Below are 14,635 nucleotides of genomic sequence, written 5' to 3'. Positions count from 1 at the left end.
CCATTTAACCTGCATACGATTTGATGTGAATATTGCCGACTGTTTCATCCTCGGCCCAATACATCTGTTCTGCCACCATGGCGCCCGGATTAAGCTTAACGCCCTGTAGTACCCGTTCCTTAAAGCGCTTATAGCCGCCGCGATCAATCAAGTGGCCCATATGCAGGTATACTGGCTTACCATCAAGCATCTCTTTTTCAAACTCAAAGATGTTTGGAATCATCTGGGTGATCACCTCTTCGGTGACCCAATTGAGGAATATTTTACCAACTCGCGGAGTTTTCTTACTGGTCCGTCCGCCAAGGCGTACCTGATAAAGCTGTTCCGGTTCGCGCTGCCAGGCCAGCGTCGGGCACGCCAGTACACATTCACCGCAACCGATACACTGAGATTCCTGTTTCACAGCCTTACCATTTTTAAGTGACAGGCATCCCACCGCATGGTGACCGCAACTGGCCACACAGGCCCCGCAACCAATGCAACGTTCGGCGTTAAAGCGCATCCGCGCTACCCCAAGTATCCCAACATCGCACATGGTGGCTTTGGCGCAGTCATTGGGGCAACCGGCCAATACAATTTTTAGGTGATAAGGGCTCGGATAGATCAGCTTCTCCAGCCGACGGGCCAGCCCAGTGGTATCGGTATTACCTTTCTGGCAGATTCGATTACCCTGACAGGCCACAATATTACGCCCGCCAATGGCCTGATAACCGGCCTTGGTATCGTCCACCGGAACCTCACACAGTTCCATCTCGATTTCGCGAATGAAGGGTTCCAGTGCCGCATTCACTTTATCCATATCCTCATAACGGATCCCCGGCATCGCCAGTTTTTGCCGTGTGGTCAGATGGATCTGCCCGTTGCCATAGGTTTCGGCGATATACTGGGCAACGGACAACAAATGTGCCGGCAATATTCCCCCGGGAATCCGGACGCTGATCATCGCCTCACCGCGGACTTTGGACAGTCGGAATTCGTTTTGTGCCCGGGCCTTGATAATATCTACATCAACACTCATGACGGCTCCCCCCTAGTCGATTAAGTGCCGTGCATCGGCATAGTTAAACACCGGCCCATCGACACACACATACACCTTACCGATCCGGCAGTGGCCACATTTTCCCGTGGCGCAGGCCATTCGCCGTTCATAATCAACCCAGATCTGCGCTGGCGCGATACCACGCTCCAACAACATCCGAACGGTAAACTGAATCATAATTGGGGGCCCGACCACGATCGCCTGCATCTGCTCGATATCCGATAGCGGCAACGTCGCCAAAACATCCGTCACCCGACCAATCTGGAAGCGTTCATCCGCCTCCCCTTCATCGAGTGTCAGAATCAGATGGTCAACGTTAGACCAATTCGCCATCTCCTCACGATACAGCACGCTTTGGCGGTTTTTATATCCGAGGATCATATCCAGTTGGCTGACCAACCCCGGATGTTCATTGAAATGGCGCAATAACCCTTTGACCGGAGCGACTCCCGTGCCGCCAGCGACCACCAGCAGCGGACGGCCATAAAACCGCTCCAGCGGATAGCCATTACCATAACTCCCGCGGATCCATACCGCATCGCCCACATCCAGTTGGAACAAGGCCGACGTTACCTTACCAACGTCGCGGATCAGCAGATCCATCCAACCCGGACCACAATCTGAAACTGAAATAGGGGCTTCGCCAACCAGTGGCAGAGAAACTTCAACAAACTGGCCAAACCGAGCCGGCAAATCCGTACTGATCCGAAAATTCCACTCCAGTTCCGTGTGCTTTTCAATGGCGAGGATAGTGCATGGCTGGGGCATCAGGCTGTCCTGAACGCGTTCGCACTGACATTGTTCACTCATGATTTGCCTCCCCGACCAGTGCCTGACGCACCGCGTCCGTCATTCGGTTGAGCACGGCTGAAAACTTAATATATTGAGGGCAGCGATCATCACAGCGACCGCAGCCAACACACATATGCTCAATCCCAAAGCGGTCCTTGAAGTCGTTGACTTTATGCAGCGCCCGGTAACGCAATCGCGTCCCGGTATTGGCTCTGAACCCATGGCCACCGGCCATATCACTAAAGCCCGGCACCATGCAGCTGGCCCACTGTCGACGGCGCTCGCCGCGTTGTGGCTGCTCCTGATAGGCGACATCAAACACACTGTAGCACGTGCAGGTCGGGCATCCCGTCGTGCAGCGGCCACAGCCAATACAGCGTGATTGATAGTCCGCCCAAAGCGGATGATCCACCAAGATATCGCGGATTTGTTGCGGATCATCGCAAACACTGTCGGGTAACTGCACTTGTTGCAGGTTTTGTTCAACAAACTGAACCTGGTGTTCACAACGCTGCCCTAAGCCATCAAGATAACCAGACAATCTCTCATCATTAAGTGTCAGCCGTGCGCCGGTCGCATCAAAATGTACGGCGGCCGCATAATCATCGGTGCGGTTGGTCCCCATAGATACACAAAAACAGTTCTCAAACGACTGCTCACACTCCATGAGCACAAACTGGATCCGATCACGAATCGCCTGATAACGGTTATCCGCTGCCGGTCCGTTGTGCAGATACATGGCATCCAACCGCGACATCGCATGAATATCGCATGAGCGGGCGAATATCAGTAATGGTCGAGTGTCCGTTTCAGCAATCTGAATAGTTTGCTGGTCGAAATAGAATAACGTTTCCGTTATTGGCGTGATCACCGTATTTGGCGACATATGTGATTTTTCCCGCCAGACTATCTCATCAAAGTGACTGACAGGTTGATAAATAATATTGTCGGTATCGGAAAACCGACCGCCTCGATATTCGGCTTTAGGCGCATAGACACGCCAGGATTCATTCAACCGTTTTAATAATTGACTAAATTCATCAGCAGTAAGTTGTATCGCCATAACCTGCCTCATGTGTGGATACAGAAATAAATAATCTGTATTTAAACTATTCCTGAATCACATGGCAGACCAATGGAAAAAAGTGATATACAAACTCACTATAATCGATAGATTAACAATCACTTAGAGATATTAACAATAGATACTGAATATATCCTAACCGGTGCTAACCAATATTCTGGAGAGACTAAAATCCGGATCATTAGCTAATGAAGCCAATATTCAATGTTTCACCAGACTGAAATAGCGCAGCGAAAACCACGCTACTTGTCATTATTTATTAGCCAGTTCCGTGGTACGTTTTACCGCTGCCAGTACGCTGCGTTGCAAACCAGCGGCAAAGTCACTGTTATTAAGTTCGTACAAGCCATGCATACCGACGCCCGCAGGAGAATTGTTGATATCCAATAGCTGACGCGGATGGCGACCGCTAATTTTCAGCATTTCAACCGTTCCCACCAGATTTTCATAGGCGACCTCGGTTGCCTGCACACGAGGTAAACCGGCCAGCACACCGGCATCCACCAGCGATTCGATAAAATAGTACACATAGTTAGGTCCGGCGACACCATAACCAGTAAAGACATCCAGCAGGCGTTCCTCCAGCAACATCACCTTGCCAAAACTTTCCAGAAACGCGTGGAATGGTTCAGCCTGCACATGGGCATTCAACACCGCGCCGCTGTAACCATAACCAGTATCGGTCAGCGTATTCGGTATAACACGGGCAATAGCGCGTTTTTCACCCAACAGCTCGGTCAACGTCGCCAACGTGACACCGGCAATAATCGAAATAACCGTGGCATGCGACGCGGCATATTGACAAATTCTCTGCGCCACGGCCGGAATATCATCCTGTGGACGTACCCCCATCACAATATAGTCAGCATTGGCCAGCGCCTGTTCCCCGCTTAGTCGGGAGGAGAGCTGATAGCGGGTTTGCAATGTGGTAATACGTTCAGCATCAATATCTTCAAGGGTGATCTTTTCAGGGGAAAGGTTACCGCTGTTGATAGCGGCGCGGATAATAGCCTCTGCCATCTGCCCGGCACCGATAAAATGAATCTGACTCATCATATACTCCCGCAATCAGTGTTAAGTGAATAAACGGTCTTCAGTGATCTCTCCACCAGCGAAACCCAGACCCGGATCCCATCGGCGATAATCCCGTCATTAAAATCGTAAAACGCATTGTGCAGTGATGCTGATGGCGATACGCCATCCGCTCCCAGCCAAAAGTAGGCACCGGGACAGGCCTGCAACATATAAGAGAAATCCTCAGCCGCCATTGACGGCGGATTATCCCAGTTCACCCGCGATTCCCCCAGTGCGGCGATTGCTGCATCCCGCAGCGTGAGTGCCGCCTCGGGATGATTCGCGGTGACCGGATAGCCATACTGCCAGTGCAACTCGCCATTTACCCCGAACGATGCCGGTAAAGTGGTGACCAAATCAGCGAAGAGCGCCAATACTTTTTCTCGTGTGTCGGCTTGCAGGCAACGCACCGTACCAGAAAGAACCGCCGTATCTGGAATGATGTTCATCGCATCGCCGGAATGGATCTGCGTGACACTGACCACTGCGGTTTCCTGCGGTGAGATTCGTCGTGAAGTGATAGTCTGCAACGCCAGTATCAACTCTGCTGCCGCGATAATAGGATCGATCCCCCGATCCGGCATCGCCGCATGGCAGCTTTTCCCGGTCAGTGTGATACAAAAACTATCGTGCGACGCCATCATCGGACCAGGATTTACCGTGACGTTCCCGGCAGTCAGCCCAGGCCAGTTATGCAGCGCATAAATCGCCTGCATTGGGAAGCGCTGAAACAGGCCCTCTTCCACCATCATCTGACCACCACCAGCGTTCTCTTCCGCAGGCTGAAACACAAAATGTACCGTACCGGAAAAACGCCGGGTTTCACTCAGATAACGAGCCGTCGCCAGCAGTATCGCCATATGCCCATCGTGACCACAGGCATGCATGCAGTTAGCGGTAGCGGATTGATGATCAAACGTATTTTTTTCCTGAATGGGAAGTGCATCCATATCCGCCCGTAAGCCGATACTGGGGCCATCACCATTACGCAGCGTTCCCACCACCCCAGTTTTCGCTATCCCGCGCTGTACTTCCAGGCCAAAAGATTCCAGTAATGTTGCTACCCGCTCTGCGGTGTCATGTTCATGCAGGCCAATTTCCGGCCGGGTGTGAAAAGCCCGCCGCCAGTCAATGGCCTGTGCAAGAATGTGCTGGGGAATGCCGATCATCACTGAACTTCCCGTTGGCTGACGTCAATAAACTCAAGAATGATATTGCCAGTGACTTCTGGCGCGACCAGTATTCGTCCCGGCGCACAGCAATGCGGCAACTGGTTGATCTCCAGGATATCGGCCAGCGCGCAAATATCCCGTGTACCGATAGTAATGGCGATGGCATGGGGTTTGGTATTGGTGGATTGCGGCAGGGCGATCCCATCATACATATCCGCGGCCTTATCAGGATGCACGGCTCGCAGCAGCCCGGAGTGAGTGTCGGCGATCAACATATCCGCCTGCCAGGTAACACGATCGCCATAATCCTTGCGCCAGCGCGATTCCAGTACGGCCAGCTCTTCATCCTGTGCCATATAGGTCACGGCTTCAATACGGGTTGCGCCGTTGGGATGATGACGCCATTCTTCGACCCAAATCAAATCCGGACGATGCTGCTGACAAATAAAAGCGGACGCTTCCGGATAGTCGGGATCGATCAGTAATCCGATGGAAACCACCACTTCATCCGTCTGGCCGTTATCCATAATGATTTTACGACGAAAATCCATCAGTCCCTGCTGATGTGGATGCTGTTTTACCAGGCGAGCATAATCACCACAGGCATCCTTGCTATGCAGGGCAATCAACGAAACACCATCTTCACCCCGATCAAGAAATGCCCCCATCTGGTGGCCGAAACAAAACCCATTTACCGCATTGGTACCGAATTTAGAGGCATCATTTACCCCTATCAGCTCAATAAAATTGTCACCAAACATCATAAAGCAGGTGACTGTACCCCACGGGTGATAACTGACCGGTGACGGGGAAAACCCCATTTTACGGTAGTTGTCTAATGCCTGCTCATAGTGGTTCACGGTAACCAGCACATGGTCAAGACTCAATGTCGCTTTCTGGCTAATATTCATGGTCATATTCCTTTCCCTGAAAAAATTTCAGGATTTACGCATCAATGTATTTCACCGGCCATTATTTCCCTTGACTGAAAATAATGTTTTTCACCGGTAACAGCAGGCTCCCTGATGGGCGCAATCAATAACACTTCATCGTTTGCATTGATGAAATAATAACAAGATATATATATTCGCTATCCTTCCAATCGCAGGTACGTTGACTGCACTCTCGCCTCCGAATCACTTACTTGAGTGAATTCATCAGGGTTTCTTCGCTTGTCGCCGTCCTGCCATCCGAATTATTGAGAGTATAAATACATGCCGTCTCATTTATTACCGGCAATAGCACTCCTGACGGCAGATAAATATATCTGCCGGGTATTTTATTTTTTAGATCATTCTCAGATTAATTTTCTAAAATAAATCCGCGCCAGTCCCTCTTTGGTAACTTCAACAGCATGCTCCGCACTGAGTGAAACGTGTGTTTCAATTAACGGTATCCCTGTTTCCACATCGCGCTGACGTAATGCCGCGATAATTTCCACGTGTTCATCGTAAGCGTTGTTACGTCGACTCGGGGTTTCCAGATCGATCCGACGAAAGAAACGAATCAAAGAATTCAGGCCATCAAGCGTTTCATACAATCGGGAATTCTTGGCAATTCTGGCAATCGACATATGAAATGCCTCATCAGCCTCGGCGACTTTTGTCCAATCGGTGATGGTGTCAGGGTCTGGCAATTCACGGCAACTCTGTTCCCAGATAGCCACCGTCTGCGCAATGTCACTGTCGCTGGCTCGCTGGCAGGCAAAGCGGAACGCGGCCTGTTCAATCACCGCCCGCAATTCATAAAGCTCGCGCACACCATCGGGCGTGATATCCCGGGAATAAAACCCGCGGTTAGGAACAAAGTTCATGAAGCCATCTTGCGCCAAACGATTCAACGCTTCACGAACTGGCGTACGAGAAACCCCCAACCGACTGGCCAGCTCAACCTCATTGACCCGTTCACCGGGCTTGAAGTGATAATCAATCGCCAGCGCTTTCACCACCTCGTAGACTTTTTCAACACTGTCCGCGCTCCGCGCGGTTTTCTGGCTGACTGACACGTTATATCCTCTTTATGGTTCACCAACGGTTAATCACATTTTACGCTTAGGTCATCTTATTACCGTGGCAGAGAAATGGTTACATTGCCCTTTAATTCAATTCATAGCATGGCTGAATTCATAACACAATCATAATGTGAATACACTTCTATCTACACATTAAAATCCAATCCTGCCACTATAAAAAGTCATTGCCAGAGAACAGGTTAAATCTATTATTTTCTTTTCTTATTACTCACCGGGTGATTAATCACATTGCACCATAATGAATTCCACCGCACCAAACAGAAGCAGATCTGTCTTTCACTAAAAACCATATTCAGCCTTTTTTTTCTCTTTTTTCTGTCGCGAATAAAAAATAATGATAGGTGAAAATCTCCGTCATGGCATATCTATTCCTTGTTATTTCAAACAATCTTCTAGCGATATTTCACTTCTCTCAATGCCCGCTTAGCCAGAATTCCACCTGTTTTTTCTGAGATGGCATAACAATTGCTGTCTTTTGAATAATCAAAGTGTATTCACTTCATCATTCACTTTGTTATTCACTTCAAGATAACAACCTGAAGTGGCTTGAATACAGCAAAGCACACCACGCGGGTGGTGATTGATGACAACACGGCAACGCCCCACATGATGACAGCCGCCATAAACGCTGCCTCATTTCATCCAGACAGGAGACGCAGTATGACAGTGCACATTCGTAACGCTTTCTTTGCTTCAGCGCTGATGAGCAGCGCACTTTTTGGCTTATCCAGACCCGCGATGGCCGATATCACTGTCGGTGCCATTCTGCCGTTGACCGGTACCAGCGCCAGCATTGGTGAAGATCAACGCCGTGGGGTGGAACTGGCGGTTGATCAGGTCAATGCCCAGGGTGGCGTCGACGGGCAAAAACTGGCGGTGATAGTCGAAGATTCTGCCGGCAACCCGGTTACAGCGTTAGATGCCGTGCGCAAACTAACACAAGTGGATCATGTACCACTGGTGGTCGGCGCCTTTTCTTCCAGTGTCACTATTCCGATCGGGCAGTATCTGGTGAAAAACCATTTAGTGCACATCAACATCTCTGGCACTAGCACAGATATCCGCAAAATAGGCAAGTTCTCCTACAGTGTTATCGGGCTCGATGATCTGTCCGCCCGCTTCTCCGCCAAAGATGTCTATGCCATGGGTTACCGTAAAGTCGCTTTCATCGCGCCGAACGGCGCTTATGGTCAGGGTATGGCGGAACAGTTCACCAAGTTCTTCCAGCAGCTAGGGGGCAAGGTCGTAGCCAAAACACTGTATACCAGCGGCCAGTCATCATATCGGCGTGAGTTGGAGCAGTTATCTCGCTATAAGCCTGACGTCTATGTTTACACGACTTACGGCCAGGATGCGGTAGTCCTCAACCGCGAGTCTTACGAGCTGGGACTGAATAAAACCCCTTGGTATGGCATGTATCTGACCATGTGTACAGCCAATTCACCGGCACAATACACCCAGGGGAAAATGGGGATGGAAGTGGCCGGACTGAGTGACAAAGGCCAACGCTATACCGAACAGTACCGCAAGCGCTATAACGAAAACCCAAAATCCGCCTATGGCAGTTATGCCTATGACAGCATCATGCTCGCTGCTGCCGCCATCAACAAAGCAGGTAGTGCCGACCCCGCCGCATTGCAGACAGCGATGCTAGCAGTGGCGCCGCACTTTGTCGGTGTGACCGGACCACTGAATCTGGATGCTGATCATATGCGCCAGACACAACCATACGAAAAAGTGAAATCAGTAAACGGTGCCCTGGCACCTCGTTAAACGGCGAGTGAGCCTGCTCACTGCACGATAGCCCTGTACAGGAAAGCATTATGTTCCAGTTCATGCTTGATACATTAATACGTACCGCCGATCTATCCTTGATTGCGCTGGGATTAAGTCTGGTTTACGGCCTGGTCCGGTTCGCCAATATTGCGCATGTGCAATATGCCATGGTCGGCTCATTTCTGACCGCTGCGCTGTTGCGGATTGGAGTGCCGTTTCCACTGGCGGTGATCATCTCCAGTGGCTTATGCGGCGTCATCGCCATGTTATTACACCACTGGGTATTCCGGCGCCTGGTGAAAGCGGGTTCCGCCAATGCCATGATCGGCTCACTGGCGGTGTCGATGATCATGCTGGCCCTGGTTTTGGGCATTGCCGGTTCGTCACCGGTGGGCTACGGCCTACCGATAAGTCCGGCACTCTCGCTGGATGGCACCCGCGTATCGGGTGATCAACTGTGGACAATCGCCATCACCCTACTGCTGTTATCAGGCTTTAGTTGGTTGTTGTTTCATTCCACTCTGGGCCGCGCTATCCGCGCACTAACCAGCAACCGCGATTTGGCGGCAGCTTCCGGACTTAATGCTAATGCTATCGTGCATGTGGTTAATCTCATTGCCGGTGCACTGGCCGGACTGGGCGGCTCTTTACTGGCTATGAACTCCAGCGCTTATCTCAATCAGGGTAATGATCTGCTGTTGCCCGTGCTGGCTTCCGCCATTTTGGGCGGATTGGGTAATCCAATGGGCGCGGTGCTGGGTGCCTTGTTGATCGCCGTGACGGAAACACTGGTGACCAACCTCAATTTTGGCTGGCTGACCGGTGGTGGTTTGGCATTTATTCCAGTGACTTACATCAATGCCGCCTCATTCATCATACTGTTGCTGGCACTGTTGTTGCGCCCGTACGGCTTATTTAACCGGGAGGTTCGCCGTGTTTGACTTTCTGCTGCATATCATCACGATTGCCGGTATCTATGCACTGGTCGCACTGTCTTTGAACATACAGGCGGGCTATGCCGGGTTACTGAATTTTGGTCACATTGCATTTGTGGGCATCGGGGCTTATGCCGCCGGGATAGGCGCACAACTGGGCATACCTTTTGTGCTATCCGGTGCCATAGGCATTGGTCTGGCGATGCTGTCAGGCGCTGGCATGGCCGTTCTCGGGCGTCAGCTGGCCGCCGATTATTGGGGGATCGCCACGCTGGCGGTGGCAGAAATCATTCGCATTGTGATCATTAATGAAAATGAACTCACTGGGGGCGCACAGGGTATTGGCAACATTGCCGCCCCCTGGTCCAGCGGATCGCAGCAAAGTGACAGTATCATTTTTGCCATTGTTATCCTGCTGGTGCTACTGCTGGTTACCCTGCTGTCACTACAGATAGGTAAAAGCCGATTCGGGCGCGCTCTACGTCTGATGCGAGAACAACCACAGCTCGCCACCTGTATGGGTTATCACCTGCAATGGCTGAAATGCCAAACACTGATGTGCAGTGCAGCAATCGGTGCTCTCGCCGGCATATTGCTGGCCTGGTACACCAGTTATGTCAGCCCGGATTACCTGCTCTCCTCCGAAACGTTTCTGATCTGGAGCATGGTGATGATCGGCGGTATTGGTAATGTTGCCGGGGTATTGATCGGCGTATTGGTAGTAGAAAGCCTGTACAACTTTATTCCTTTTGCCAAAGACATGTTTCACATCAGTTCTGATATCACCGGAGCGCTTCGACTAGGCATGGTTGGGGTTATTTTGCTGGGCTGTTTATTAGGACGGGCGGGCGGGTTACTGCCGGAACGACTGAGGATAATACCATGACGCCATTAATGCAGGTTGACGCCGTATGTAAAGCCTTCGGCGGCAACCGTGTACTGGAAGGGGTGACGTTTACCCTGAAACAGGGAGAAATTCTCGGCTTGCTAGGCCCCAACGGTTCGGGAAAAAGCACCCTGTTAAACGCTATTTCCGGTTTCACGCCCATTGACAGCGGCACCATTACTGTCAGCGGGCAGCGTATCGACCGACTGGCGACACACCATATTATTGAAACGGGTGTTGCCCGCACGTTCCAACTACCGGCAATGCCAGAAAAAATGACCGTGATGGAAGTGGTGATGGCTGCCGGGACACAACAGCACGGCTTTTGGGGCAGCCTGTTATCGTTACCGGCCACCCGGCGGGCAGAACAAGCCGGCAGAGAAAAAGCCGGGGCATTAATCGACGAGCTGTTACTGACACAGGTACGTGATCTCCCCGCTGCCGCCTTGTCTGGCGGACAGAAAAAACTGCTGGGGATCGCCTGCGCCCTGATGGGGAACCCCAAAGTTTTGATGCTGGATGAACCCATGGCGGGCGTTCACCCCAATCTTCGGCGTGATATTGTCGAGACACTGCTGCGACTGAACCGTGATGGCCTGTCGCTGGTGGTCATTGAACACGATATGCATTTTATCCGCGAACTTTGCCAGCGCTGCATCGTGCTGGACAGAGGAGATATCGTCGCCAGTTGCCGTCCGGAGGAACTGGCGGACAATCCACAGGTACTGGAAGCCTATCTGGGGCGCAACACGCAAGTATTACAGGAGGCGGTATGATTACGCTGAACGAGGTGATCGCTGGTTATACGCCGGGTATCGATATTCTACAGGGCATTTCCCTGCACGTTGAACGGGCAGAGATCGTCACATTACTCGGCCCCAACGGTTGCGGCAAATCCACCCTATTGAAATGCATTGCCGGTTATTTACGACCACGCCGTGGTCAGGTCATGCTTGATGGTCAGGATGTCAGTCAAATCCCGATTCACCGTAAAGTTCGTGAGTGCTCACTGGGGTTCGTACCACAAACAGACAATGTGTTTAACAATCTGACTATCAAGGAAAATCTGCAAACGGGCGGCCAGTTTTTATCGGATACCGAACGCCAGCAACGCATGGAAGCGCTGTGCGAACGCTACCCATTACTGCGCAAAAAATGGCGAGCCACCGCATCAGCACTCTCCGGTGGAGAACGTCAGATTCTTGCCCTGACCCGTGCCCTGATGCCGAAACCCGCCACTTTGCTGCTGGATGAACCTTCTGCCGGGTTATCACCGAAAATGCTCAGCGATGTCTTTGCAGCGATTCAGGACATCCGGCGCCAGGAAGATGTAGCTATTCTGATGGTGGAGCAAAATGCGATGGAAGCATTGCATATCTCTGACCGTGCCTATGTCCTGGCGCTGGGCAAAGTCGCCCTGACTGGCAATGCTGATGAATTGTTATGCGACCCCCGCATGCGGGAATTGTATTTGGGAGGCCGGGCGGCATAACGGAAGCACAGACGCAGTAAAGCTGATCATCATAGTAAGTAAGTGCTTACACAAATGACAAATACCATGATACTTAAACGATAAGGCGGCTATGCCGCCCCAGACCGTTGACAAACCTACGTATAGCGTCAGAACGGTGATAATGAGAGAGAAGAGTAAAGCATCCGCGCCAGGGATGGCGCGGCTTGAGCTTACAGGGAGGGACTTGCAGCGTCTTTACGATCTTCTCATTATCGCCGCTATATAGACGTTGTCATCAAACTCAGGCGGCTATGCCGCCCCATCGTTTATGATGGGTTAAAATGTCTCCCAGCCATCCTGACTGACTGGGGTTTTGATCACAGATAACGACGGTGTTTTCAGTAATACCCGCTTTAGGGTTGGCGATATGGAAACCTGCCCCTCGGTCGACAATTCGCTATCAAGGCGGAAAGCAGATACGGCCTGATTTAATCTTTCTGCCTGTTCAGTCAGAGATGCTGCGGCTGATGTCGCCTCTTCCACCAGCGCGGCATTTTGCTGCGTCACATTGTCGATGGAATGGATCGCCTGCCCGACTTGATCAATACCTTTGCTTTGCTCCTGCGAAGCAACAGAGATCTCCGCCATAATATCTGTCACGCTAGTGACCGCGTTCACAATCTCCTGCATGGTGTCACCCGCTTTACCTACCTGCTCAGAACCCGTTCTGACCAGAGAAACCGATTCGCTGATCAGGCCTTCAATCTCCTTTGCCGCCTCGGCACTGCGCTGCGCCAGTGTTCGAACCTCACCGGCAACCACGGCAAAACCACGCCCTTGTTCCCCTGCCCGAGCCGCCTCTACCGCCGCATTGAGCGCCAGAATATTGGTCTGGAAAGCGATACCATTGATAATGTTGGTGATTTCGGAGATTTTTTTCGAGCTGCGATCAATGTTTCCCATGGTTTGAACCACACCGGCGACAATATCACCGCCTTCGCGGGCTTTGCCGGACGCATTGCCTGACAATTGCGTGGCATGATTCGCGTTATCCGCATTATGTTTCACCGTAGACGTCAACTCCTCCATGCTGGCAGATGTCTGTTCCAATGCCGACGCTTGCTGTTCTGTCCGAGCGGACAGATCGGTATTCCCTGCCGAAATCTCGGTAATTCCCTGATAAATTGACTCAACCCCCTGGCGCACATTACTGACGGTTTTTACCAGCGATTGCTGCATATTTTGCAGATAATGCCCAAGTTGCCCTATCTCACCTCGTCCCCATTGCATCAGCGGCATTGTCAGGTCGCCAGAAGAAATATGCTCGATACGGGTCACCAAATCTTTCATCGGCTGGATCACGACACGACTCAGACACAGGAAAGTAAACAGTGAAACCAATACTGCGGCCACAAAACTCCCACCCATCACCATATAACCAAGCCGTGACTCACTCTGCGCTTTGCTATTCAGGATTTCTGCCCGTTGGGTACGGATAGCCACCACCTTCAACAACACCTCATTGTATGCAAGATCCAGCTTACGGGTCTTTTTCCATTCAATATCAATAACATCAGCATAGCGACCATTTTTTACCGCATCCAGCATGGGTTTAAGGCCAGTATTAACATAATCGTTATAACGTTGCTGCAACGCCTCATCCAGCGCGGCATCTGCCGGGGTTTTTACTGCCCGTCCCTGGTAGGCCGCAAAGCTCTCTGCCGACTTTTTCAGCCGTGTTTCGGCCTGGGCAATACTGCTATTGGCCGTTTCCATGTCGCCTTCACGTGCAGCCGCAGCCGCCTGAATCAACATTAGCCGGGCAGCACGCAAGTGATTCGAACTATTTGAAACACCCATCCGTACCTGTATTTCAGCAGTAACATCGTTAAGAGAATGGTTACTCAGCATCAGAAAGTGAACGGCAAAGCCGATCGACACAGCAAACAAGAGCAGGATGAGACCAATAATGGCGTTAAACAGAGGCATCAGTCGCCAGTTATGCCAAAAACTCATATCTGACGAACCCGATGAAATGGCTGAAGTATTCAATGTCTTTTCCTTTTCAAATAGAATAGCTGCCTGAATAAAATCAAAGTGGTCTGGCCGCCAGAGAACACAATCCATTGATTTAAAAGAGATTATAAAAAACAAGCATGACTGTATATAGATAAATGCCAGAATAATAGGGTCATTATTTTGGCAATATCACAATCACTAAGAGTAATACTTACAGCACCATATAATAGAGTAGCTATGTGGGTATTTGCCCACTAACTTAATAGATTTAAAAGTTCAGAAAAACGGAAAAAATAATGCGTTACGCGGAATTAACATAATTAAGTGATTCAAATTTATTCCAATCACTTCTTCACCATAAAATAATAAGGAT

Annotated in this window: 13 protein-coding genes; 5 read left to right on the top strand and 8 right to left on the bottom strand. The window is 50.8% G+C overall.

From position 1 onward, the window contains the following. Nucleotides 1-4 precede the first annotated feature (4 nt). From asrC to PCO85_02670, 7 genes are all read right to left on the bottom strand, one after another. Nucleotides 5-1,018, bottom strand: coding sequence for a sulfite reductase subunit C (asrC, locus tag PCO85_02700; protein WJV54399.1), 1,014 nt, complete (start codon nucleotides 1,016-1,018; stop codon nucleotides 5-7). A 12-nt stretch (nucleotides 1,019-1,030) separates the two neighbouring features. Next, nucleotides 1,031-1,849, bottom strand: a complete 819-nt coding sequence (gene asrB, locus PCO85_02695) for an anaerobic sulfite reductase subunit AsrB (GenBank protein ID WJV54398.1) — start codon at nucleotides 1,847-1,849, stop codon at nucleotides 1,031-1,033. Continuing rightward, nucleotides 1,842-2,894 carry an anaerobic sulfite reductase subunit AsrA gene (asrA, locus tag PCO85_02690; GenBank protein ID WJV54397.1) on the bottom strand — a complete coding sequence of 351 codons (1,053 nt, stop codon included), beginning with the start codon at nucleotides 2,892-2,894 and terminating at the stop codon, nucleotides 1,842-1,844. The genes asrB and asrA overlap by 8 nt, the downstream gene beginning before the upstream one ends. A gap of 273 nt (nucleotides 2,895-3,167) precedes the next feature. Beyond that, complete coding sequence (locus tag PCO85_02685) at nucleotides 3,168-3,968, bottom strand: pyrroline-5-carboxylate reductase (protein WJV55972.1); 801 nt, start codon at nucleotides 3,966-3,968, stop codon at nucleotides 3,168-3,170. Beyond that, on the bottom strand, nucleotides 3,968-5,158 hold the full coding sequence (locus PCO85_02680; GenBank protein ID WJV55971.1) for a M20 aminoacylase family protein: 1,191 nt from the start codon (nucleotides 5,156-5,158) through the stop codon (nucleotides 3,968-3,970). The genes PCO85_02685 and PCO85_02680 overlap by 1 nt, the downstream gene beginning before the upstream one ends. After that, nucleotides 5,158-6,078 (bottom strand): VOC family protein, encoded by a 921-nt coding sequence (locus tag PCO85_02675; GenBank protein ID WJV54396.1) that lies wholly within the window; start codon nucleotides 6,076-6,078, stop codon nucleotides 5,158-5,160. The genes PCO85_02680 and PCO85_02675 overlap by 1 nt, the downstream gene beginning before the upstream one ends. A gap of 380 nt (nucleotides 6,079-6,458) precedes the next feature. Next, a complete protein-coding gene (locus tag PCO85_02670; protein WJV54395.1) occupies nucleotides 6,459-7,166 on the bottom strand; it encodes a GntR family transcriptional regulator in 708 nt (235 codons plus the stop codon). A 687-nt stretch (nucleotides 7,167-7,853) separates the two neighbouring features. Between PCO85_02670 and PCO85_02665 the strand changes: the two genes are divergently transcribed. The 5 genes from PCO85_02665 to PCO85_02645 are packed head-to-tail and all read left to right on the top strand — an operon-like array spanning nucleotide 7,854 to nucleotide 12,282. Next, the gene (locus tag PCO85_02665) at nucleotides 7,854-8,966 is read left to right on the top strand and encodes an ABC transporter substrate-binding protein (GenBank protein ID WJV54394.1); all 1,113 of its coding nucleotides are present in this window, start codon (nucleotides 7,854-7,856) and stop codon (nucleotides 8,964-8,966) included. Nucleotides 8,967-9,016: 50 nt separating this feature from the next. After that, nucleotides 9,017-9,910, top strand: coding sequence for a branched-chain amino acid ABC transporter permease (locus PCO85_02660; protein WJV54393.1), 894 nt, complete (start codon nucleotides 9,017-9,019; stop codon nucleotides 9,908-9,910). Next, nucleotides 9,903-10,790, top strand: coding sequence for a branched-chain amino acid ABC transporter permease (locus tag PCO85_02655; protein WJV54392.1), 888 nt, complete (start codon nucleotides 9,903-9,905; stop codon nucleotides 10,788-10,790). The genes PCO85_02660 and PCO85_02655 overlap by 8 nt, the downstream gene beginning before the upstream one ends. Then, entirely contained in the window at nucleotides 10,787-11,566 is a 780-nt protein-coding gene (locus PCO85_02650) for an ABC transporter ATP-binding protein (protein WJV54391.1), read from the top strand. Before PCO85_02655 ends, PCO85_02650 begins: the two co-directional genes overlap by 4 nt. Beyond that, nucleotides 11,563-12,282 (top strand): ABC transporter ATP-binding protein, encoded by a 720-nt coding sequence (locus tag PCO85_02645; GenBank protein ID WJV54390.1) that lies wholly within the window; start codon nucleotides 11,563-11,565, stop codon nucleotides 12,280-12,282. Before PCO85_02650 ends, PCO85_02645 begins: the two co-directional genes overlap by 4 nt. Nucleotides 12,283-12,579: 297 nt before the next feature. Here the strand turns inward: PCO85_02645 and PCO85_02640 are convergent, their stop codons facing one another. After that, nucleotides 12,580-14,295, bottom strand: a complete 1,716-nt coding sequence (locus PCO85_02640) for a methyl-accepting chemotaxis protein (GenBank protein WJV54389.1) — start codon at nucleotides 14,293-14,295, stop codon at nucleotides 12,580-12,582. Between the last annotated feature and the right edge of the window lie 340 nt (nucleotides 14,296-14,635).

The organism is Prodigiosinella aquatilis (genome assembly GCA_030388725.1).
GTDB classification, from domain to species: Bacteria; Pseudomonadota; Gammaproteobacteria; order Enterobacterales; family Enterobacteriaceae; genus Prodigiosinella; species Prodigiosinella aquatilis.
This window is presented reverse-complemented; position numbering and strand designations above follow the sequence as displayed.